The organism is Vibrio sp. V10_P2A27P122 (assembly GCF_963874335.1).
Lineage (GTDB): Bacteria > Pseudomonadota > Gammaproteobacteria > Enterobacterales > Vibrionaceae > Vibrio > Vibrio anguillarum.
In genome coordinates, this window is sequence record NZ_CAWNHY010000259.1 from 1 (window position 1) to 20,817 (window position 20,817).

Below are 20,817 nucleotides of genomic sequence, written 5' to 3' on the forward strand. Positions count from 1 at the left end.
GGAAATAAAGTGATTACCCTCATTAAACCTTTTCGGCTTAATTTAGATAATAAAGTCAGAAAAAATAGGTGAGGAAGCCGACCATGGTAGATATTTACACCTTCTCGCGAGTTTCAAGCAAGAATAAAACCAAGCTCTTGCAGATCAAAGAGTTTCTCTGCCAGCATCAGCTCACGGTTGATGAGGATGTTGAGCATTTTGTGGTGGCTTACGGTACAAACCAAATCATCGCTTGCGGTGGAATTGCGGGGCATGTGTTGAAGTCCATCGCGGTTTCTCCTGCGCTGCAAGGGACCGGTTTTGCGCTCAAATTGATGACCGAATTAACCAACTTCGCTTATGAAATAGGGTGTTTTTCACTATTTCTATTCACTAAGCCGACCAATGTAGATTTATTCCGACAGTGCGGTTTTTTCTTAGTCGATAAAGTCGAACCGCATATTGCTTTATTAGAAAATAGCCCAAATCGTCTTGCAGTTTATTGCAAACAGTTGCAGTTATTAAAAATGTCTGGGCGTAAAATTGGCAGTGTTGTGATGAATGCCAATCCATTTACCTTAGGTCATCAATATTTAATTGAACAAGCCTGTGAACAATGTGATTGGGTGCATTTATTTGTGGTAAAAGCAGAGAATAAAGATTTCTCTTACGCTGACCGTATGGCCATGATTAAGGCAGGCAGTAAACACTTATTGAATTTAACTATTCATTCTGGCTCGGATTATATTATTTCGCGCGCGACCTTCCCTAGTTATTTTATTAAAGATCAGCAAGTGGTCAATCAATCCCATACTGCGCTGGATTTAAGTATTTTCCGCCATTCAATAGCACCTGCCCTTGGCATTACGCACCGCTTTGTCGGCAGTGAGCCGATTTGTACGGTGACGCGTAACTACAACCAAGCCATGCGCCGCTGGTTAGAAGAAGCACACGATGTTAGTGCGTCGATCCAAGTAGTGGAAATTGAGCGTAGTCAGCAAGCCTCGCAGCCGATCTCCGCATCGCGCGTGCGCTATTTGCTCAAACAATTTGGCGTTGCCGCGATTGCCGATCTCGTGCCGAAAACGACTTATTCCTACCTTTGTCAGCATTATGCGGAACATTCGCTACAGGCCGCACCGCAACTGTTAGCGGTATGAGCGCAGTGCTGACACTGTTTTATCCAATAACTCATTAACAAGGTTGTACCCATGAAAATTGCCCATCCCGCCTTTGCGGGAACACTGGAGTCCAGTGATCTTCAGGTTCGGATTGAACCCAATAACGATGGCGGTATTGAACTGGTGTTAGACAGTACCGTCGAGCAGCAATTTGGTCATGCGATTCGTCAGGTCGTACTGCACACCCTCGACGCGATGCAAGTGCACGATGCGCTGGTCACCATCGAAGACAAAGGCGCACTGGATTGTGTGATCCGCGCGCGCGTACAGGCGGCGGTGATGCGCGCTTGTGAAGTTCAGAACATTGAGTGGAGCCAACTATCATGACCAAACTTCGTCGCAGTATGTTATTTGTGCCGGGCGCGAATGCCGCCATGCTCAGCAATACCTTTATCTATCAACCCGACTCCATCATGTTCGATCTGGAAGACTCGGTCGCGCTGCGTGAAAAAGACACCGCGCGGATGTTGGTGTTCCATGCGCTGCAACACTCTATGTATCAAGAGATGGAAACCGTGGTGCGGGTCAATCCGCTCGATTCTGAATTCGGCATCAAAGACCTTAATGCCGTGGTGCGTGGCGGAGCCAAAGTGGTGCGTCTGCCGAAAACCGATAACGCCAACGATGTAATTGAGATGGAAAAAGTCATCGAACAGATCGAGCGTGAATGCGGACGTGAAGTGGGTAGCACGCGCATGCTGGCCGCGATTGAAAGCGCGCAGGGCATTAACAACGCAGTCGAGATTGCCTTTAGCTCACGCCGCCTGATTGGGATTGCGCTTGGTGCGGAAGACTATGTACGCGATCTGCGCACGCAGCGTTCAGCAGAAGGGATTGAGCTGTTGTTTGCGCGCTGCTCCATTCTGCAAGCGGCACGTGCTGCCGGGATCATGGCGTTTGATACGGTCTATTCGGATGCCAATAACGAAGAGGGATTTTTGCGTGAAGCGGAGCATATCAAGCAGCTCGGCTTTGATGGCAAATCACTGATTAATCCGCGCCAGATTGACCTGCTGCACAACGTGTTTGCCCCAACACAAAAAGAGGTCGATCACGCCATTGCAGTCATCGAAGCCGCTGAAGAAGCAGCAGCAAAAGGGCTGGGCGTGGTTTCCCTTAACGGCAAAATGGTCGATGGACCCATCATCGAACGCGCACGTTGGACACTGCAACGTGCTGAATCCGGCATCAAACACTAAAGGTCACCTCATGAGTATCAATACATTAAATAACCCTCTGTCTGTGCTGGAAGTGGAACGCTACGCGTTGACGCCTTACACCCAAGCGCACGCGATCACGCCGCATTTGCTGGATGAGTCAGCGAAAAAAAGCCGCAAAGTGAAAAGCTCGATCCGCGAAGCGATTGTCGATCTTGGCTTAAAAGATGGCATGACCATTTCTTTCCACCATGCGTTTCGTGGCGGCGATAAAACCGTCAACCTAGTGATGGAGGTGATTGCCGAATTGGGGATTAAAAACCTCACGCTCGCCTCAAGCTCGCTCACCTCTTGTCACTCGCCTTTGATTGAACACATCAAAAACGGCGTAGTGAGCAAGATTTACACTTCAGGGATCCGCGGAGTGCTGGCCGACAGCATTTCTAACGGCCTGCTTGATGAGCCCGTGCATATTCACTCGCACGGTGGTCGTGTGCATTTGATCCAAAGCGGTGAGATCTACATCGACATGGCGTTTATTGGCGTACCTTGTTGCGATGAGTTTGGCAACGCCAACGGTTTTAAAGGCAAATCCAATTGCGGCTCACTCGGCTATGCCAAAGTCGATGCCGAACACGCTGAAAAAGTGGTGATGCTGACTGAAGCCATCGTCGGTTTCCCGAATTTCCCTGCATCGATTACTCAAGACCGCGTCGATGCGGTTGTGCAGGTGGCGGAAGTGGGCGACCCAAGCAAAATCGGTGGGGATGCCACGCGCATGACCACCAACCCACGCGAGCTTCTGATTGCCAAACGCGCTGCAGAAGTCATCGAGCATTCAGGCTATTTCTATGATGGTTTTTCAATGCAGACCGGTTCGGGCGGTGCATCGCTCGCGGTTGCGCGCTTTTTGAAAGAGAAGATGTTGCGCCAAAACATTCGCGCTTCTTTCGCTCTCGGTGGTATCACTGCGACTATGGTGGAAATGCATGAACAGGGACTGATTGATTACTTGCTCGATGTGCAGTGTTTCGATTCGGTGGCGGCGGGCTCGTTAGCGCGCAATCCACATCATCTCGAAATCTCTGCTAACGAATACGCCAACCCAAGCTCGAAGGGGGCGGCGGTGGATAGGCTGGATGTGGTTATCTTGAGTGCGCTGGAAATTGATACCCAGTTTAACGTTAACGTGATCACCGGCTCTGATGGGGTAATTCGCGGCGCATCCGGCGGTCATTGTGACACGGCGGCGGCGGCAAACTTATCGATTATTGTGGCGCCTTTGGTGCGTGGCCGCATTCCGACCGTGGTCGAGAAGGTCACTAACGTCATCACCCCAGGAGCCACCATCGATGTGTTGGTGACGGATCAAGGTATCGCGGTAAACCCGAATCGTCCCGAACTGAAAGCGCGTTTCATCGCGGCGCAACTGCCCGTTGTCGAGATTGAAGCGTTGCAACAGCGTGCGGAGTTGCTGACGGGTAAACCCCAGCCGTTGCAATTTGAAGACAAAACCGTTGCCTTTGTTCACTACCGTGACGGTTCGATCATTGATGTTATCAAGCAGGTAAAAAGCCTATGAGTCACCATCCGGATCTTTCAGTCAGTCTGGACCAGCTACTTCTGCGTAAAGAAGTGCGGGTTCGGCAACAAGGTGAGTGGCTAAAACGCCATTCACTGCCTCTGGTTTCTTTCACGGTTAACATGCCGGGCGCGGTTAAGCTCAACGCTGCCAGCCAAACCGTGATGGATGCAGGTATGCGTGCCATTCAAGAACTGTGTCAGCAAACGGGCTGGCGGCAAGTGGCTTGTCAGCTGTTGGTGGAAAAAACGGGGCCGGAAGCCTTTGTGGTGATTCAGGCTCCTTCAGCCAGCATGTTGAAAAAAGCCATGATGAAGATTGAACGCGAGCATCCGCTGGGGCGACTGATGGATCTGGATGTGATTGATGTCGATGGACATATTATTTCGCGCCAAGGTGCGCAGTTGCCAAGACGGCGCTGCTTGCTGTGTGAACGCGATGCGGTGATCTGTGCTCGCTCGCGGCTGCACGGTGTTGAGGCTTTGTTGGCTAAAATAGAGGAGATGGTTCATGACTATTCCTGCTGCGCTTGATCTTCTGCTTGAACTGCCTAGCCAAGCCTCTGGCACAAGTGGCGCGAAAACGTTCAGCTTGCCTCGCTTAGTGGGGCATCTGGCTTATCATGCCATGATGTTAGAGGTGCATCTCACCCCTAAACCGGGTTTGGTGGATACTGCTAATAATGGCGCGCACCGCGATATGGATCTCAACACTTTTATCGCCAGTGCCGAGGCGATTGCGCCTTATCTGCAATCTTTTGTCAGTGCAGGTTGGGAGAGCGCGGGAAATCCGGCCGCTCAGTTGCTGACCGCCTTGCGCCCGATTGGCATAGAAGCTGAGCAAGCCATGTTTGCTGCCACTCAAGGGGTGAACACCCATAAAGGGATGATTTTTATCTTGGGGCTTATTTGCGGCTCTGTGGGGTGGCTCAAAGCCAATCAACTCAAAATTGATGCGCAGCATATTGGCGAAACCATTCGCCAAGCTTGCCAGTTTTTGATTATTGATGAGCTAAAAGCGAAGCGTGAATCGGCTCCCAAAACGGCAGGCGAGCGAATTTATCGTCGGTACGGTTTAACCGGCGCACGCGGTGAAGCCGCTTCTGGCCTTGCGATGGTGATGCAACATGCGCTGCCAGCCTACCAAGCCTGTTTAACCAAAGGAGCTAGCACCGAGCAAGCCTTGTGGCATACCTTATTGGTGTTGATGGCCAACAATAACGACAGCAACCTCGCTGCTCGCGGTGGATTAGAAGGGCTGCATTTTGTGCAAGCGCAAGCGCAGCAACTGCTCGCCAAAGGCGGCTTTTTATATCAAGAAATTGAACAAGCTCTTACGGCGCTCGATAGCGCGATGATTGAAAAACACTTAAGCCCCGGCGGCAGTGCAGATCTATTAGCCGCTACTTGGTTAATTAATGAGTTAGCGCAATTGTTTCAAGTCCGTCACGAGTAATTTTGATTGTTAACTTTAAGATCGGAAATTCTTAAAAAGCAGCCATAACTGGATGCAATGTTGAATCGATATTTGAAATCAAGAGACTTTTGGGGTAAGCACAATTCGTCATAGTATTCTCTCTGTATTCTCTCTCGTGCTGGAAAGTTACTCACCAGTTGGTTGAAAACAGAGGTAAAGACCTGAAATTTCCTGAAAAAAAAGCCCCTATTTACAGGGGCTTGGTAAGCTTAGAGAGACTCAAAAACCCTTATTCGATGTTTTGAATTTGCTCTCTCATTTGCTCAATCAGAACCTTAAGTTCTACGCCAGAGGCCGTGATGTCGGTGCTGATTGATTTCGAGGCTAACGTGTTCGATTCGCGGTTAAATTCTTGCATCATGAAATCGAGCTTACGGCCGCATGAGCCGCCTTTTTTGAGCACATTACGTGCTTCTTTGACATGCGAATCGAGGCGGTCTAACTCTTCGGCAACGTCTGATTTTTGTGCAAGTAAAATCAGCTCTTGCTCGACGCGTGTCGCATCAAGCTCAATCTTTGCTTCTTCAAACTTAGTCAATAGACGTTCACGTTGCCATTGCAGGATTTCTGGCATGCGTGCGCGCACTTTTACCACTTCTTCACTGATCGCCGTCAGGCGTTGTTCGATTAACGCCTTCATGTTGTCACCTTCACGGCCACGTGCGTCAATGAATTCAATGATTGCGTCATCAAAGCCTGCTAATAAGGCTTTATTAATGCTGTCCATATCTTGTTCTGGCGTTTCCATTACGCCGGGCCACTGCATGATTTGAAACGGATTAATGCGGCTTAGCTCGCCTGTCATGTGCATTACTTGGTTGGCGGCTTTAATCACTTGATTGGCGAGTGCTTCATTGATATTCAGCTCACTTTTAGCCGCAGGGTTTGCTTCATAACGTAAGTGACATTCTACTTTGCCGCGCGCTAAACGTTGGCGAAAGCGTTCACGCAGTACAGGCTCAAGACCCCGAAATTGTTCCGGCAGGCGGAAGTAGGTTTCAAGATAACGTTGGTTTACCGAGCGAATTTCCCATACCGCGGTACCCCAATCACCTTTAACTTCTTTACGCGCGTACGCGGTCATGCTGTAAATCATTGATTTGTCCTTTGCTCACGAAGATGAAATATCAAACGAGAGGTATGTTAGCACTAGCTTCACGCGTGTACTAGGTTCACGCCAATGCAAAGGGTGACCAACCTAGCGTCAAGGCGGCTAATCCGCTATAATCTCGCCCCAATCGATTCCGTCTCACCCGATAAAAGGTAGATGCACTATGCGTCCAAATGACCGCGCGGCCGATCAAATTCGCCCAATTAAAATCACTCGCAACTACACTGCTTATGCTGAAGGGTCAGTATTTGTGGAATTTGGTAATACCAAAGTATTGTGTAATGCCACTGTCGAAGAGGGTGTTCCTCGCTGGTTGAAAGGTCAGGGTAAAGGTTGGGTTACTGCCGAATACGGCATGCTGCCACGTGCAACCCATTCACGGACTCGTCGTGAAGCGACCAACGGTAAACAAGGTGGCCGCACCATGGAGATCCAACGTCTCATCGCTCGCAGCTTACGTGCTGTGGTGGATTTAGAGGCAATGCCAGAGGTGATGATCACGGTTGACTGTGACGTTATTCAAGCAGACGGCGGTACTCGCACTGCATCAATTACGGGCGCAAGTGTGGCACTAGCGGATGCGTTTGCTCATCTGGTTGCTAGCGGTAAATTGAAGAAGAATCCAATGAAAGGCCATGTTGCTGCTGTCTCAGTTGGCATCTTGGGTGAAAACATTTTATGTGATTTGGAATACGTGGAAGATTCTGCCGCTGACACTGATATGAATGTGGTGATGACTGAAAACGGTAAGATGATTGAAATTCAAGGTACCGCAGAGGGTGAACCGTTTAGCCATGAAGAGCTGATGGATTTACTGGCCGTTGCCAAGAAAGGCATCGCTGATATTGTTGAAGCGCAGAAAGCATCGTTATTAGATTGATCAAGTAGCTCCCAGTTGGGGGCTATTTTTTTGCCCGTTTTATTCATTGTATTGTTGTACGTGATGACCCCACCCTAACCCTCCCCTATAAGGGGAGGGAATAAAGGAAGTGTTCCTAATATTGCCCTTGAGTGGAGGGAATTCATCATCTTAGTACCTCCCCTTTTAGGGGAGGCGAGCATTATCTTAGTACCTCTCTTTTTTAGGGGAGGCGAGCACCATCTTAGTACCTCTCTTTTTTCGGGGAGGCGAGCAGCATCTTAGAACCTCTCCTTTTTCGGGGGAGGTGAGCACCAGCTTAGTACCTCTCTCTTTTCGGGGGAGGTGAGCACCACTTTAGTACCTCCCCCTTTTAGGGGGAGGCTAGGAGGGGGTTGTTCTTGTTGAGAAAGCGAAATAAACCAAAGTGTATGAGTTAAGAGAGAGAAAATCATGAAAGCATACCAGCGTGAATTTATTGAATTTGCACTAGAAAAAGAAGTCTTGAAGTTTGGCGAGTTTACTTTGAAGTCTGGCCGAAAAAGCCCTTATTTCTTTAATGCTGGCTTGTTTAATACTGGCCGTGATTTAGCGCGCTTAGGACGTTTTTATGCCGCTGCTTTGGTCGATTCTGGGATTGAGTTTGATGTGCTATTTGGACCGGCGTACAAAGGGATCCCAATCGCGACTACAACTGCAGTAGCGTTGGCTGATCATCATGATGTTGATACGCCGTATTGCTTTAACCGTAAAGAAGCGAAAGACCACGGTGAAGGCGGTAACTTGGTCGGTAGCGCATTAGAAGGGCGCATTATGCTGGTGGATGATGTCATTACGGCTGGTACTGCCATTCGTGAGTCGATGGAAATCATTCAAGCTAACGGTGCGGATCTTGCTGGTGTCTTGGTGGCAATTGACCGCCAAGAAAAAGGCAAAGGAGAGCTTTCTGCAATTCAAGAAGTCGAGCGTGATTTTGGTTGCGCGATCATCTCAATTGTTAGCCTGACCGATCTGGTTACTTACCTTGAAGAGAAAGGGGCAGATGCTAAGCACCTTGAGGCGGTAAAAGCGTATCGTGCGCAGTACGGAATTTAAGCATCAACTTATTTGCGAATCGTAGAGCCACTTATTGAAAAGTAAAAGCCCCGAGTTTGTCGCTCGGGGCTTGTTTGTTATGAGTTTAGTGATTCTAGCGATTAACTTTGATCGCCATGGTGCGAGTTATCGTAAATTTCCGAGCCATCACGCTGCGTTTTCAACAGTGATAAATTCCACATGTACTGTTCTGGGCGTGGTGTGACTAAATCTTCAATCGCCTTATTCATAGCGCGTGCATCTTGCTCTTCATCGCCCGTTGGAAAGTTTTCTAATGCAGGCAAAATATGCACTTCGTACTTACAGGTTTTATCGTTATAAGCAGGCAAAATTGGCACGACTTTCGCCTTTGATAGGCGCGCCATTTTACCAAAACCTTTTAACGTGGCTTTTTCAGTGCCAAAGAATGGAACAAAGACCGAGTTGGCCGGGCCAAAGTCTTCATCGGGCAGCCAGTAGCCTAAGTATCCATCTTTAATTGAACGTACAAACGGTTTTACTCCAGCATCACGTGCAAAAATACGCCCGCCATATTGCATGCGTTGGACGTGCATTAACCAATCACCGATAGGATTGCGCTGTGGCTTCATGATGGTGGTTACTTTATAGCCTTTTGCCGCAAGCATTACCGCAGGGTAATCGACCGCCCAAGCGTGAGGGGCGAGGATGATCACGTTCTCGCCAGCATCTAACAATGGCAATAAGTTCTCTTCACCAATCATGATGCCGCGTTGCTGATTGTGTTTCGTGGAACGAACCAAAAACTCCGAATAACCGAGCATGTATTGTGCTGCTTTGACAAAGGTTTCTTCCAAAATAGCCTGGCGTTCTTGCGGGGATTTTTCAGGAAAGCATTTTTCCAGATTCACTCGCGTGCGGCGTACAACACGGCCGTTTTTTCGTACCGCAAAGGTGGATAATTTGCGCGCTAGCCTATCTCGCCATGCGGGTGGCATAAAGGCGAACAGAGCGGCAAAGAAGATCCCAATCCAAGTTCCCCAATGTTTTGGGTGTAAAAAAGACCATTGGAATGTGGGGTTGTGCAAGTGTTTGTCTGTGCTGTTTTCGTTGTTGCTCATTGAAAGCAAAACCTTTTTCTAGTTATAAATAGCGAGAGTTAGTTAACGTTTCATCTGGCAAAGATTTAAAACGCTTATGCAGCCACATCCACTGTTCTGGTGCGCGTAGAATCACTTCTTCAACGTATTTATTCATGTAAGCGGCGGCGGCGGTCATGTCATCTTTTGGATAGTCGCCATCAATGGTTTTATCGGCGATGATTTCATATTTTCCGTTGGCGTTTCGAAACCCTGAACCAGGGACAATCGCACATTGGCTAGTATAAGCCAGAATACTGGTGCCTGTGGTGGTACACGCTTCTTTGACCGCAAAGAAGGGAACAAACACCGATTTGTTATGGCCGTAATCTTGATCGGGTAGATAAAATAGGCGCTCGCCCTGTTTGAGTACGCGGATCATCTGTTTAATGTCGGTGCGGTAGATAAGTTTATTGCCATTGCGTGTGCGACCACGGTATTGGATAAATTCATACGCAGGGTTGCTGTGTGGGCGGTAAACGCCATAGCCTTCAAGGCCTATTACACCAAAAGCACGTGCCGTAATTTCTAAATTTAACGCATGTACGCAACACAGCAGTGCACCACGTTTTTCTTGTTTGAGTTGCAAAAGGGCGCTGACATCTTTCACATCAAGTAGGCGAGCAAAACGCCAAGTCGGCCAAAACCAAGTAATTCCGGTTTCTATCAGTGCCATGCCGGTGTTTTTAAAGTTTTCGTTAACAATATGCTCAATCTCACCTGCACTTTTCTCTGGAAAAGATAGCTGTAGATTACGCGTGGCAATGTGTACTCGCTTGTTAGCAAAGCGCATTCCAAACGCGCCCATGCTGCGTCCTATTTTTAGTAACGCAGAATAAGGAAGCAGGTTGACCACTAAAGCGAGTAGCCCAAAGCTAAGCCACACGCCCCAATATTTAGGGTGCAGTAGCGAGAGGGAAAACTCAGGTTTACCGTATTTTTCTTTGCTCATTACTCTTGATTCTTTCACTGATGATTCTTTGTCACGACGGTGGTGGTTTGTTTTTACTGAATCTGAGCGCTTAATAATGCCCAATACTCTTCAAAATTTGCCGTCGGTTGGTATTTAAAGTCAGATCGCACAAAGCGATTTAGGCTTCCTTCCACTTGGCCAAGCAGTTGAGCGGCTAAAATGCTTTCGTCGACGGGGAAGGATTTACCTTCACGCAGTTTACGTTCGCGAAGGATCTGACGTAGTGACGTTTCTATGCGTTCGAACAGTTGGTTGATCCGTTCACGCAGTCGCTCATTTTCAAACATTAGAGCATGGCCGGATAAAATTCGTGTCAAGCCCGGGTTACGTTCCGAAAAAGCCAAGATAAGCTGTAGCACTAAGCGGATGCGGTTGAGTGTATCTTTCTCTTCATCCAAAATGCGATTAATCCGCGACATTAAAGACTCTTCAATAAACTCAATCAAGCCTTCAAACATCCGTGCTTTACTCGGAAAATGACGGTACAAAGCCGCTTCAGAAACGCCCACTTGTTTGGCTAGCTTTGCTGTGGTGATGCGTGATGCACCATCGTTAGATTCCAGCATTTCAGCGAGTGCTTGTAGAATCTCTTCACGACGATTGATTTTCTTATTGACGGCCATGACCCGATTTCCTTTTAGTTACCACATGCTTGTGAGCAAATATTTATACCCTTCAGATGGTTTGGGTATTGTCCATTAAGCGCAGTAGTTTAACGGACAGTTTTCGGACTGCGTAGCGTAAAAATGAAAATGATTGAACTGGGTGGTGATTTTACCACCCAATAAACGCTATGAACCCTAAAAGAAGCTTAGAACGTCTGTTTGTAGCCTACAGTTGACTCGCGATCAGTTGCATCAGCGCGTGAGCTAATGCAGATTTTGAACTCAAAGGTAATGCTTGCTCTCCACCTTGCCAATAAACGGTCAGCGCATTGTCGTTGCTGTTAAAGCCTTGGCCAGAAACAGAAACATCATTGGCGCAGATCATATCCAGTTTTTTGTTGAGCAGTTTAGCGCGGGCATATTTTTCAACTTGCTGCGTTTCAGCAGCGAAGCCTACCGTGAACGGGCGGTTTTCTTTCAATGCGGCTACGCTGGCGACGATGTCGGGATTTTTAACCATGGTGATGAGCATGTGATCGCTCGCATCGGTTTTTTTGATCTTTTGATCGGCGACGATCTCAGGGCGATAGTCGGCTACGGCGGCGCAACTGATGAACACATCATGTGATTGCGCTTGCGCCATCACTTGCTGATGCATATCGCAGGCACTTTCCACATCAATACGTTGTACTTGTGGTGGTGTGAGCAAATTGACCGGGCCACTGATCAGAGTCACTTTCGCGCCCAATTGAGCGGCGGCCTGCGCAATCGCATAGCCCATTTTACCTGAACTGTGGTTACTGATATAGCGAACTGGATCGAGTGCTTCACGGGTTGGGCCTGCGCTAATCAACAGTGACTTACCGGCGAGCAGTGTGTTGTTTGCCACCTCTGTTTGGAAAAAAAACTCGCAGCGCTCAACCAATTGCATTGGCTCAAGCATGCGGCCCGGGCCAACATCGCCACACGCCTGTTCACCAGCTGCTGGGCCCCAAATCATCATGCCTCGACGTTTAAGCGTGGCAATATTCTCTTGTGTGGCGATATTGCGATACATCTGCTGATTCATTGCCGGCGAGACGGCCACTGGCGCATTGGTGGCTAAAATCAAAGTGGTGAGTAAATCATTACCCATCCCTGCGGCGATGCGCGCGATGAGATCCGCTGTCGCGGGGGCGAGTAGGACTAAGTCTGCCCATTTGGCAAGTTCAATATGGCCCATAGACGCTTCGGCGGCTGGGTCTAATAAGCTATCTGAAACTGGCCTGCCAGAGACGGCTTGCATGGTCAGTGGCGTTATAAACTCTTTTGCAGCGTGGGTCATCACCACTTGTACTTGAGCGCCTCGTTCAATCAAGCGACGCGTTAGCTCAGCACATTTATACGCAGCAATACCGCCGCTAATGCCGAGCAGAATCTTTTTTCCTGCCAGTGTTTGCATTGTCTTTTCCTCAAAAATTCTGCGCATTATGTTAGCACAACTCTCGCATCGAGTGACCTTATGATCCGCTCAATCCTTTCATATTGGACGAGTGTTTCTGCGTCTTTCATCACTTATCAATTACAAAAAACCATGAATCAAGCCTAAATAAAGAGAAGCAAAGTTGCAGGCTTGGCTATTTCTCTATGTTGTCTGGGTATCTTAGACCCTAGGAGTGCTTAATGAGCCTCAAATCACTGCCCACAGAATCAATGCCACGCGAAAAATTGCTTGCTCGCGGTCCTCAGGCATTATCTGATGCTGAACTGCTGGCGATTTTTCTTCGTACTGGCACTCAAGGAATGAATGTGCTCGCTCTCTCGGATCTGCTGCTGCGCGAGTTTGGATCACTTCGAGCGCTTTTTTCGGCCAACCAGCAAGAGTTTTGCCGCCATAAAGGGTTGGGCGAAGCCAAATACGTTCAATTGCAGGCGGTGCTTGAAATGACGCAGCGCTATTTGGCCGAAACGCTCAAACGAGGTGGCGCTTTGACTAGCCCAGAGCAAACCAAGCTTTATTTATCGAGTGTGCTACGCGATCGCCATCGAGAAGCCTTCTATATTCTGTTTTTGGATAATCAACACCGAGTGATCAGCGATGAAGTATTGTTTGAGGGGACGATTGACGCGGCCAGCGTTTACCCTCGAGAGGTAGTTAAAAGAGCACTCCACCATAATGCGGCGGCATTAATATTGGCTCATAATCATCCGTCAGGCGTTGCTGAGCCTAGCCAAGCCGATCGCAGAATCACACGTCGATTAACCGATGCGCTTGCGTTAGTGGACATCCGTATTTTGGACCATTTTGTGGTGGGCGATGGCGAGGTAATTTCTTTTGCAGAAAGAGGGTGGATTTGAATCACATTTTAGGTTGTGACTTAAGATTATTCTGGTATGATTCGCGCACTAAATTATCAACCTAAATCAGCTCTGCTTAAAAAAAGATCGCCAAATCCGTAAAAAGGATCTGTTCGGGTCTTGAGCAATGCATGTCAAGTTAGTATAATACGCGACCTTTGATAGCCTTGTATGGATTTTCCATAACGGTTTTTAACCTCAAACTTCTTAATACATCGAGAACGAGGTTCGGCCACCAAGGTTGATATCGAGCTGAAACGATTTGGAGAAGACATTCATGTCCCGAGTATGCCAAGTAACTGGTAAGCGTCCAATAACGGGTAACAACCGTTCACACGCACGAAATGCTACTAAGCGTCGTTTTCTGCCGAACCTACAAACTCATCGTTTCTGGGTAGAGAGCGAAAAACGTTTTGTTAAACTACGTCTAACTGCTAAAGGCATGCGTATCATCGATAAGAAAGGCATTGATGCTGTTCTTGTTGATATCCGTGCACGTGGCGAAAACGTTTAAGAGGAATTGAGCAATGGCTAAAGGCATTCGTGAGAAAATTCGACTAATATCTTCTGCAGGTACTGGTCACTTCTACACAACTGACAAGAACAAACGCAACATGCCAGGCAAATTTGAGATCAAGAAATTTGATCCAGTAGTTCGCCAGCACGTTCTTTACAAAGAAGGCAAAATCAAGTAATTGATTTTACGCTTTGTAAGCATTGAAAGACCCAGCTTTGGCTGGGTTTTTTATTGTCTGGAATTTGTATCCTGCAATGTCAGCCCTCACTATAATGTGCTAAGTTACTCAAAGATAAACTCTTAGGGATCACTTATGCGTATCAATCGCCGCCGTTGGAATAATATTCTTATCTTGGCTGTTATTGCTTTTATTGCCATTTTGAATTTACCCACAGTCATCAAAACTTATCTTATTGAACCGCCTGCTAGCCCTTATCCTTATGTGATTAATCCAAATGCACAGCTGCAAGCACTGCATTTTACTGACTGGTCACTTGAACTGAATCAAAACCGTTGGCGATCAAGCAAAGCAATTTCAGTTGCTCCTGAAATATTGGCACAACGCTGGCAGAGTTTAGTTGGTACAGAAGTAGATGATGCCACTTACGAGTCGCTTGCGTCTCTACTACGCAACCCACAAACCGTGGAGGTGTGGTATCAGGATCGCGAAGAGCCGCAAAGGATCACCTACTACCAAACCCCCCAGTTTTGGTTATTGAAAAATTGGCAAGAGAAATGGGTGGCACTTTCGGTAGAAGAAGCTTTTCTTTTTCCGAACTGAGTCATTATTTCTCTTTGAGCGTTGAACAAACCAAGAACGAATAACCAATACCCTATAATGACGAATGACGAATGACGAATGACGAATGACGAATGACGAATGACGAATGACGAACGACGAATGAAGAATTGAGATGTATCATGCCTGAGTTACCCGAAGTTGAAGTAAGTAAAATGGGGATTAGCCCGCATCTAGTTGGACAAACGATCCAACAACTGACATTCCGCACGCCCAAATTACGTTGGGCCATCCCTCAAGAGCTGAAACAGTTAGAAGGGCAAGTGATCCGCAATATATCCCGCCGGGCCAAATATTTATTGATAGAGACCGATATTGGCAGTGCGATTGTTCACTTGGGAATGTCAGGTTCATTGCGAGTATTGGAGTGTGATTTTCCGGCAGGTAAGCATGATCACGTTGATCTGCGATTAACCAATGGCAAGGTACTGCGCTACCACGATCCACGTCGATTTGGCGCTTGGCTATGGTGCGAACAAGGAGCAAGCCACTCTGTGTTGAGTAATATCGGTCCTGAGCCATTAACCGATGATTTTGATGCAGATTATATTGTGCAAAAAGCGAACAATAAACGTATCGCTGTTAAGCAATTTATTATGGAAAATAAAGTAGTGGTTGGCGTAGGCAATATCTACGCGAGTGAATCACTGTTTAATGCGCGAATTCTCCCCACTCGGCCCGCTCATTCGCTGACACTGACTGAATGGAATTGCCTCGTGCGAGAAATCAAATCAGTCTTAGCAACGGCGATTCAACAAGGTGGCACAACCTTAAAAGATTTTGCACAAGCGGATGGCAAACCGGGCTATTTTGCTCAAGAGCTTAATGTGTATGGCAAAGCGCAGCAGCCTTGCCCAGCGTGTGGGCAAGCGATTGAAGCGCTGAAAATTGGTCAGCGTAACACCTTTTTCTGCTCTGCTTGCCAAAAATAAGGTACGTCCTAAAGGCTATATTTTCTTGCCATGCAAGGCGTTAGCGACAATGTCAGGAACAAATTGATCAACTTCTCCACCATGAATCGCCACTTCTCGCACAATGGTGGAGGAGATAAACGCATGCTCCTCTGATGGAGTAAGAAACACACTTTCCAGCCCTGGCATCAAACGGCGGTACATGTTGGTCAAACCAAATTCATACTCGAAGTCAACCGTAGTACGCAAACCGCGGATCAGCACATTGGCTTTTTCATCACGCGCAAAATCGACCATTAACCCAGCAAATCCTTTGGCAGTGACATTCTCTAAATGTTGAGTGACGGCGCTGGCAAAGGCGACCCGCTCTTGCAGAGTAAACATGGTATTTTTGCTTGGGCTGGCGGCGACGGCGATGATCACTTCATCAAACATATTGGCGGCGCGTTCGATCAGATCCAAATGACCATTGGTGATGGGGTCAAAAGTGCCGGGATAAATCACACGCGAAATTCTTTTTTGGCTCACAGCGGAAGGCTCATATTGGTTAACTGGCACTGATATTAACAAAAAGACTCAAAATTACCTATTGAACTCGGTATGATGTAGCCCGCATTAAACTGTGACACTTAGCGAGTGAGAGAAGAGACGATGAACAAGTTGTTGGTGATCCGTAACGATAAAATTGGTGATTTCATGCTGGCTTGGCCAAGTTTTGCGATGCTAAAAGCCTCGTTGCCAGATTGCCATATTACCGCGCTAGTCCCCAGCTATACTGTCGCGCTGGCCGAGCTTTGCCCGTGGATTGATGCGGTGATGGTTGACCCAACGGAAAACGCGTCCTCTGCGCAGAAAAAGCAATGTATTCAAGCGATTAAACAGCAACACTTTGATGCCTCGATCAACCTCTTCTCGACCACTTACAATGCACTATTAGTTTGGAAATCTCGTATTCCTTATCGTTTAGCGCCGGCGACTAAATTCGCTCAAATTTTTTACAACAAACGAATTAAGCAAAAACGTTCTCAATCGGCAAAACCGGAATATGAATATAACTTGGATTTGGTGCGTGCTTTTTTACATGATATTGGTAAAGAGGTTGTCGAGCCGAGAGCACCTTATTTGCAATTTGACCAAGCGATGCTTGCTGAACAAAAAAGCGAGCTGGCAGCGCAACTTCATCTCGATACCAGTAAACCGTGGGTGTTTGTACACGCCGGAAGCGGAGGTTCGGCGAATAATTTGTCGCTAGAGCAATACACGCAGTTAGTGATGGGGCTTGATGGCGAGAAAGAAATTATCCTCACGGCAGGGCCTGGTGAAGAGGCGAAAGCGGCGCAATTAAACGCATTAATTGCAGAAAAAGGTGGAAGAGCGGCACTGTATGATAAAAATGAAGGGCTTGTTGATTTCTCACGCTCGATTGCTTGCGCTGATATTTTTATAGCAGGCTCAACTGGGCCTTTACATATTGCGGCAGCGATTGATGTACCAACCGTTGGATTTTTCCCCGCCAAACGTTCAGCCACACCACTTCGTTGGCGGCCATTGAACTCACAAGGCCGCCACATTGCATTTTGTCCACCGCAAGCAGCGGACAAAGAAACTCAGGCTGATATGAGCCGCATTGATATTAATGCAGTGTTAGCTGAGCTTAATCCTTGGGTGGCTCAGTACTGGTTCTAACCCATAAATCGGCGTATTTAACAAAGGTTGAGTGCGCCGATAATAAAGAGAGCAAGAAGCCTTGCTTACCATCTAAAAAACCTGCTTTTACAACGTACATTTTCAAAAAACAGCCAATAGCATGCAAAAGACCTTGGCTAATACTGCTTTTTTTACCGCGTTTTTCTCGTTGTTCCGCCCAAGCTTTAGCATAACCAGCAGATTTTACTAAGTAGTGATGAATATCGTTGTAGGTATAGTGAATCGCGTCGCCAGAAAGCTTAGCGACTTTCATTCCATCAGCCACTTCGACTTTTTCGTGTACTAAGGCATCATTGTATTGAGTTAGTTGAGTCGGATAGAGGCGTAATACCCGATCAGGATACCAGCCACAATGACGGATATAGCGGCCAAAAACCCAACTTAAACGGGCAAATTGATACAGTGTATTGGGTTTATTAGCAGCAACCGCTTGTTGAATGCTATCTTTTAACTCCTTAGTCACGCGTTCATCTGCATCTAACCACAACACATAATCAGACTCGACATACGACTGCGCTAAGCGGCGCTGTGGGCCAAACCCGGGCCACTGCGAGTTGACAAAAAACTTGTCAGTATAACGGCGCGCAATCTCTTCGGTATTATCACTGCTACCTGAATCTAAGACGACGATTTCATCTACCCATTGGTGAACGGTTTCCAAGCAAGCTTGCAGATGTTGCGCTTCATTTTTAACGATCAGCGCAACGGCTAAAGTAGGTTTGCTCACATTCATTCCTCGGATATTGGGTTTAGCTGAAAATCAGCCGTTATCTTATCAAACATTTGGATAACATGGCTTGCTTGAATACGCTGCATCGCTTGTTCATCTTTGACGCGAGTACGCCAACTGACTTGCTCTTTCGTTTTTCCTGTTTCGGCAAACAGTGCTTCTTCATAAGCCGACACCACATAATCACGATACTGATAAGGTCCTGTGCGCTGCGGATTATGGTGAGCGTATAAACCGATAACGGGAGTATTCATTGCATTGGCCATGTGCGCTGGGCCTGTGTCTGGCGCTATCACTAAATCGGCTAAGTCGAGCAGTGCCAACATCTCTTTAAGCTGGCTTTTACCAACGACATTGAGTACCGGCTGAGTCAGTTTACTCGCTATTTCGGCTGCTAGATCAACTTCAATTTGCGCAGGGCTACCGGCTAAAATGATATGCCAACCAAGTTGTTGAGCATGCGTTATCACTTCTACATAGCCTTCAGCGGTCCAATTTTTATAAGGCTTACTCGCGGCAGGAACCACGACTAAATTACGCTTTGAATGTGCAAGTTGCTGCTTGGCCCATTGATGATCGGAATCTGAATAAGTGAGTGACCACTTAGGTTCTAGTTCTTTGATTCCAAGGCACTTTGCAAACGCGAGTAAGCCATCTAATACATGAGGTGCTTGAGGCGATATCACTTTTACATTGGTAAATAGGTGCTGGAAATCTTGGCTGCGGGCGGCATCAAAACCGAGTTTATATTTAGCCTTAATACCCAGTGTGGCAATACTGGCACGAAAGGCATACTGCATATGCAAAAGCGCATCGAAGGATTGCCCTTTAAGTTCTGCCCACAGTTTTTGATATGCTTTCCATCCCTGTTTTTTGTCGAATATAACCACGTTTACATTCGGCAAATCAGTGAGCAATTGCGCTTCCAGTTTTCCAGTGATCCACGTGATACGAATTTCAGGCCATTGGTGTTGAATTGCTTGCACGGCCGCCACTGCATTGCACACATCGCCAATCGCCGACAGACGCAACACACAAATTGAGCGCGGAGCAGAAGAAAAAAGAGCCATAAGTGACATCGGTATAGAGAAAGTTAGTAAGAATTATGCAGACAGCGCTGATAAATGTAAAATGCCAAACAAGCACGATGAAGCACATTCAATCTCGTCATTAAAAAGTGAAACGATGAAAACGCTGAAAAAAGAGAATCAAACAATTTGGTATGACGAGCATTTGCTAGTTGAAGATCCGCTCCGCTGTTTTAACCCTGAGTTTTGGCAGCAGGCTGGTAGCGTCACAGGTAGTGCTACTGGGCGCGGTACGACATGGTTTGTAAAAGCTGAAAAAATAGAAGCAGCACTACGCCACTATAAGCGTGGTGGATTGTTCGGTAAGTTAGTTAGTGATCACTACTTTTTTTCCGGTTGGAAGAAAACGCGCAGTTTCCAAGAATTCGAATTGCTCAATACTCTGAGAGAGTCTGGGGTAAATGTTCCACGCCCGATTGCCGCGCGAGCAGTAAAGCGCACTTTTTGTTATCAGGCAGATTTACTCAGCGAAAAAATCCCGAACGCCCGCGATCTGGTGTCTATTTTACAAGAACGTCCATTACCGACTGAAATGTATGAGAAAATCGGCCTAGAAATTCGCAAAATGCATGATGTGCAAGTCAATCACACCGATCTCAATATCCATAACATCTTGATTGATGATCAAGAGAAGGTATGGATTATTGATTTTGATAAGTGTTGCCAGCAACAAGGCGAGAGCTGGAAGAAAGAAAATTTAGATAGATTGAAGCGATCGTTTGAGAAAGAGGTCCGTAAGCGAGGGATTCATTGGATTCCTGAAGCTTTTCACATTATTTCTAAGTGCTAAAATGAAGAGTAAAAATATGCTATTCGAGCAGATTACATTCGTTATTCAAGGACCTATTGCTCCGTCTATTACCTCAATATCTGTTCAACGTTTACGATCAATTTTCCCCGGCTGCCAAATTATCATATCCACTTGGGAAGGAGAAAATACACAAGATATTGAAGCTGATCTCATTATTTATAACAAAGATCCAGGTTCTACGGTATTTGTGTATAGCAAACAAAACGATCCTATACCTATCAATATAAATAGGCAAATTGTGTCAACTGTTTCTGGATTACGTCATGTTAAAACTAAATTTGCTGCGAAATTGAGAGCTGACAATATATTAAACAAAACAAGGATGTTAGAACTGTTTGAGCAATTCCCTTTACGCAGAGATAATTATGCAATACTGAATAATCGGCTTGTTTGTTCTAATTATTTTGCGAAGGAGTTTGAGAGGGGGTTACATGTACCTTTTTTCTTCTCTGATTTTTTCCAATTTGGTGAGGTGGAAGATCTACTTAAAGTATGGGATTGTCATATGTATAGTGATTATGATTTCCAATCAGCGTTGAGTGGTAAAAAACAGCACAAACATTATCCAAATGATAGCGTCAATGTAGAACAGAAGATTTGGAGCCATGCCGCAAGGAAGCTATATCCTGATGAATTAACAGATGAACATGGTGACCATTTTGCGCGGCAACAGTCATATAATTTTATGATCAATAATCTTATCATTGTTGACGGAGATGAACTTGGATTAGAGGTACCAAAACGCCTTCAACAGTCAAATGGCTATCCCTACGATTTTATTACGTTTCAAAGATGGAAGTGG

The 20,817-nt window shown here is 46.7% G+C and carries 24 protein-coding genes; 16 read left to right on the top strand and 8 right to left on the bottom strand.

Annotated features, from left to right (window positions below; all coding sequences use genetic code 11):
- Nucleotides 1–83 precede the first annotated feature (83 nt).
- From citC to citG, 6 genes are read left to right on the top strand one after another with little or no spacing between them, the layout of a single operon-like run.
- The gene (citC, locus tag AACQ17_RS12860; protein ID WP_166538054.1) at nt 84–1,139 is read left to right on the top strand and encodes a [citrate (pro-3S)-lyase] ligase; all 1,056 of its coding nucleotides are present in this window, start codon (nt 84–86) and stop codon (nt 1,137–1,139) included.
- 51 nt (nt 1,140–1,190) lie between these two features.
- Entirely contained in the window at nt 1,191–1,487 is a 297-nt protein-coding gene (citD, locus tag AACQ17_RS12865; protein WP_017050622.1) for a citrate lyase acyl carrier protein, read from the top strand.
- Nucleotides 1,484–2,359: a citrate (pro-3S)-lyase subunit beta gene (gene citE / locus AACQ17_RS12870; RefSeq protein ID WP_164996738.1), complete on the top strand. Its 876-nt coding sequence runs from the start codon at nt 1,484–1,486 to the stop codon at nt 2,357–2,359. Before citD ends, citE begins: the two co-directional genes overlap by 4 nt.
- A gap of 10 nt (nt 2,360–2,369) precedes the next feature.
- The gene (gene citF / locus AACQ17_RS12875) at nt 2,370–3,899 is read left to right on the top strand and encodes a citrate lyase subunit alpha (RefSeq protein WP_094147859.1); all 1,530 of its coding nucleotides are present in this window, start codon (nt 2,370–2,372) and stop codon (nt 3,897–3,899) included.
- A complete protein-coding gene (gene citX, locus AACQ17_RS12880) occupies nt 3,896–4,432 on the top strand; it encodes a citrate lyase holo-[acyl-carrier protein] synthase (protein WP_094147860.1) in 537 nt (178 codons plus the stop codon). The genes citF and citX overlap by 4 nt, the downstream gene beginning before the upstream one ends.
- Nucleotides 4,410–5,354, top strand: coding sequence for a triphosphoribosyl-dephospho-CoA synthase CitG (gene citG, locus AACQ17_RS12885; protein ID WP_017048259.1), 945 nt, complete (start codon nt 4,410–4,412; stop codon nt 5,352–5,354). Before citX ends, citG begins: the two co-directional genes overlap by 23 nt.
- Nucleotides 5,355–5,604: 250 nt before the next feature.
- Here citG and AACQ17_RS12890 read toward each other — a convergent pair whose 3' ends face one another.
- Nucleotides 5,605–6,471, bottom strand: a complete 867-nt coding sequence (locus AACQ17_RS12890; protein WP_013855720.1) for a YicC/YloC family endoribonuclease — start codon at nt 6,469–6,471, stop codon at nt 5,605–5,607.
- 178 nt (nt 6,472–6,649) lie between these two features.
- On the opposite strand from AACQ17_RS12890, the gene rph reads away from it, so the two are divergent.
- Nucleotides 6,650–7,366: a ribonuclease PH gene (gene rph, locus AACQ17_RS12895; RefSeq protein ID WP_017048261.1), complete on the top strand. Its 717-nt coding sequence runs from the start codon at nt 6,650–6,652 to the stop codon at nt 7,364–7,366.
- A 432-nt stretch (nt 7,367–7,798) separates the two neighbouring features.
- Nucleotides 7,799–8,440, top strand: a complete 642-nt coding sequence (gene pyrE / locus AACQ17_RS12900; RefSeq protein ID WP_013855722.1) for an orotate phosphoribosyltransferase — start codon at nt 7,799–7,801, stop codon at nt 8,438–8,440.
- Between the two features lie 101 nt (nt 8,441–8,541).
- Here the strand turns inward: pyrE and lpxM are convergent, their stop codons facing one another.
- The 4 genes from lpxM to coaBC form a co-directional block, all read right to left on the bottom strand.
- Nucleotides 8,542–9,519 carry a lauroyl-Kdo(2)-lipid IV(A) myristoyltransferase gene (gene lpxM, locus AACQ17_RS12905; RefSeq protein ID WP_029388344.1) on the bottom strand — a complete coding sequence of 326 codons (978 nt, stop codon included), beginning with the start codon at nt 9,517–9,519 and terminating at the stop codon, nt 8,542–8,544.
- Nucleotides 9,520–9,541: 22 nt separating this feature from the next.
- Complete coding sequence (lpxL, locus tag AACQ17_RS12910; RefSeq protein ID WP_017048263.1) at nt 9,542–10,489, bottom strand: LpxL/LpxP family Kdo(2)-lipid IV(A) lauroyl/palmitoleoyl acyltransferase; 948 nt, start codon at nt 10,487–10,489, stop codon at nt 9,542–9,544.
- A gap of 53 nt (nt 10,490–10,542) precedes the next feature.
- Nucleotides 10,543–11,133, bottom strand: coding sequence for a nucleoid occlusion factor SlmA (gene slmA, locus AACQ17_RS12915; protein WP_013855724.1), 591 nt, complete (start codon nt 11,131–11,133; stop codon nt 10,543–10,545).
- Between the two features lie 208 nt (nt 11,134–11,341).
- Entirely contained in the window at nt 11,342–12,556 is a 1,215-nt protein-coding gene (gene coaBC, locus AACQ17_RS12920; RefSeq protein ID WP_166538055.1) for a bifunctional phosphopantothenoylcysteine decarboxylase/phosphopantothenate--cysteine ligase CoaBC, read from the bottom strand.
- A gap of 221 nt (nt 12,557–12,777) precedes the next feature.
- On the opposite strand from coaBC, the gene radC reads away from it, so the two are divergent.
- From radC to mutM, 5 genes are all read left to right on the top strand, one after another.
- Nucleotides 12,778–13,452, top strand: a complete 675-nt coding sequence (gene radC / locus AACQ17_RS12925; protein ID WP_010318993.1) for a RadC family protein — start codon at nt 12,778–12,780, stop codon at nt 13,450–13,452.
- 277 nt (nt 13,453–13,729) lie between these two features.
- On the top strand, nt 13,730–13,966 hold the full coding sequence (gene rpmB, locus AACQ17_RS12930) for a 50S ribosomal protein L28 (protein WP_004397476.1): 237 nt from the start codon (nt 13,730–13,732) through the stop codon (nt 13,964–13,966).
- Between the two features lie 13 nt (nt 13,967–13,979).
- Entirely contained in the window at nt 13,980–14,147 is a 168-nt protein-coding gene (rpmG, locus tag AACQ17_RS12935) for a 50S ribosomal protein L33 (RefSeq protein WP_010318992.1), read from the top strand.
- Nucleotides 14,148–14,282: 135 nt separating this feature from the next.
- Nucleotides 14,283–14,750 (top strand): hypothetical protein, encoded by a 468-nt coding sequence (locus tag AACQ17_RS12940; protein WP_013855728.1) that lies wholly within the window; start codon nt 14,283–14,285, stop codon nt 14,748–14,750.
- Nucleotides 14,751–14,890: 140 nt separating this feature from the next.
- Nucleotides 14,891–15,700, top strand: coding sequence for a bifunctional DNA-formamidopyrimidine glycosylase/DNA-(apurinic or apyrimidinic site) lyase (gene mutM / locus AACQ17_RS12945; RefSeq protein ID WP_094147862.1), 810 nt, complete (start codon nt 14,891–14,893; stop codon nt 15,698–15,700).
- A gap of 15 nt (nt 15,701–15,715) precedes the next feature.
- On the opposite strand, the gene coaD is transcribed toward mutM, so the two are convergent.
- Nucleotides 15,716–16,207, bottom strand: a complete 492-nt coding sequence (coaD, locus tag AACQ17_RS12950) for a pantetheine-phosphate adenylyltransferase (protein WP_026028196.1) — start codon at nt 16,205–16,207, stop codon at nt 15,716–15,718.
- Between the two features lie 123 nt (nt 16,208–16,330).
- Here coaD and AACQ17_RS12955 point away from each other — a divergent pair, with 123 nt between their 5' ends.
- A complete protein-coding gene (locus tag AACQ17_RS12955) occupies nt 16,331–17,365 on the top strand; it encodes a glycosyltransferase family 9 protein (RefSeq protein ID WP_094147863.1) in 1,035 nt (344 codons plus the stop codon).
- Here AACQ17_RS12955 and AACQ17_RS12960 read toward each other — a convergent pair.
- Entirely contained in the window at nt 17,334–18,119 is a 786-nt protein-coding gene (locus AACQ17_RS12960; RefSeq protein ID WP_094147864.1) for a glycosyltransferase family 2 protein, read from the bottom strand. The two genes, AACQ17_RS12955 and AACQ17_RS12960, sit on opposite strands and share 32 nt — an antisense overlap.
- Nucleotides 18,116–19,186, bottom strand: a complete 1,071-nt coding sequence (locus tag AACQ17_RS12965) for a glycosyltransferase family 9 protein (protein ID WP_094147865.1) — start codon at nt 19,184–19,186, stop codon at nt 18,116–18,118. Before AACQ17_RS12965 ends, AACQ17_RS12960 begins: the two co-directional genes overlap by 4 nt.
- 115 nt (nt 19,187–19,301) lie before the next feature.
- On the opposite strand from AACQ17_RS12965, the gene AACQ17_RS12970 reads away from it, so the two are divergent.
- Both AACQ17_RS12970 and AACQ17_RS12975 read left to right on the top strand, forming a co-directional pair.
- Entirely contained in the window at nt 19,302–19,994 is a 693-nt protein-coding gene (locus AACQ17_RS12970) for a 3-deoxy-D-manno-octulosonic acid kinase (RefSeq protein WP_170935157.1), read from the top strand.
- Nucleotides 19,995–20,010: 16 nt separating this feature from the next.
- Nucleotides 20,011–20,817 (top strand): WavE lipopolysaccharide synthesis family protein (locus tag AACQ17_RS12975; RefSeq protein ID WP_094167679.1); only part of this gene is annotated, 807 nt, incomplete at its 3' end.

Excerpts from the sequence above, each read along its gene's own strand:
- rpmB (WP_004397476.1), top strand. The coding sequence starts at position 13,730 with ATGTCCCGAGTATGCCAAGTAACTGGTAAGCGTCCAATAACGGGTAAC.
- lpxM (WP_029388344.1), bottom strand. The coding sequence starts at position 9,519 with ATGAGCAACAACGAAAACAGCACAGACAAACACTTGCACAACCCCACA.
- AACQ17_RS12965 (WP_094147865.1), bottom strand. The coding sequence starts at position 19,186 with ATGGCTCTTTTTTCTTCTGCTCCGCGCTCAATTTGTGTGTTGCGTCTG.
- AACQ17_RS12970 (WP_170935157.1), top strand. The coding sequence starts at position 19,302 with ATGAAAACGCTGAAAAAAGAGAATCAAACAATTTGGTATGACGAGCAT.
- rpmG (WP_010318992.1), top strand. The coding sequence starts at position 13,980 with ATGGCTAAAGGCATTCGTGAGAAAATTCGACTAATATCTTCTGCAGGT.
- citD (WP_017050622.1), top strand. The coding sequence starts at position 1,191 with ATGAAAATTGCCCATCCCGCCTTTGCGGGAACACTGGAGTCCAGTGAT.
- pyrE (WP_013855722.1), top strand. The coding sequence starts at position 7,799 with ATGAAAGCATACCAGCGTGAATTTATTGAATTTGCACTAGAAAAAGAA.
- citC (WP_166538054.1), top strand. The coding sequence starts at position 84 with ATGGTAGATATTTACACCTTCTCGCGAGTTTCAAGCAAGAATAAAACC.
- citG (WP_017048259.1), top strand. The coding sequence starts at position 4,410 with ATGACTATTCCTGCTGCGCTTGATCTTCTGCTTGAACTGCCTAGCCAA.
- radC (WP_010318993.1), top strand. The coding sequence starts at position 12,778 with ATGAGCCTCAAATCACTGCCCACAGAATCAATGCCACGCGAAAAATTG.
- lpxL (WP_017048263.1), bottom strand. The coding sequence starts at position 10,489 with ATGAGCAAAGAAAAATACGGTAAACCTGAGTTTTCCCTCTCGCTACTG.
- citE (WP_164996738.1), top strand. The coding sequence starts at position 1,484 with ATGACCAAACTTCGTCGCAGTATGTTATTTGTGCCGGGCGCGAATGCC.
- AACQ17_RS12890 (WP_013855720.1), bottom strand. The coding sequence starts at position 6,471 with ATGATTTACAGCATGACCGCGTACGCGCGTAAAGAAGTTAAAGGTGAT.
- citF (WP_094147859.1), top strand. The coding sequence starts at position 2,370 with ATGAGTATCAATACATTAAATAACCCTCTGTCTGTGCTGGAAGTGGAA.
- AACQ17_RS12955 (WP_094147863.1), top strand. The coding sequence starts at position 16,331 with ATGAACAAGTTGTTGGTGATCCGTAACGATAAAATTGGTGATTTCATG.
- AACQ17_RS12940 (WP_013855728.1), top strand. The coding sequence starts at position 14,283 with ATGCGTATCAATCGCCGCCGTTGGAATAATATTCTTATCTTGGCTGTT.
- mutM (WP_094147862.1), top strand. The coding sequence starts at position 14,891 with ATGCCTGAGTTACCCGAAGTTGAAGTAAGTAAAATGGGGATTAGCCCG.
- slmA (WP_013855724.1), bottom strand. The coding sequence starts at position 11,133 with ATGGCCGTCAATAAGAAAATCAATCGTCGTGAAGAGATTCTACAAGCA.
- AACQ17_RS12960 (WP_094147864.1), bottom strand. The coding sequence starts at position 18,119 with ATGAATGTGAGCAAACCTACTTTAGCCGTTGCGCTGATCGTTAAAAAT.
- coaBC (WP_166538055.1), bottom strand. The coding sequence starts at position 12,556 with ATGCAAACACTGGCAGGAAAAAAGATTCTGCTCGGCATTAGCGGCGGT.
- citX (WP_094147860.1), top strand. The coding sequence starts at position 3,896 with ATGAGTCACCATCCGGATCTTTCAGTCAGTCTGGACCAGCTACTTCTG.
- rph (WP_017048261.1), top strand. The coding sequence starts at position 6,650 with ATGCGTCCAAATGACCGCGCGGCCGATCAAATTCGCCCAATTAAAATC.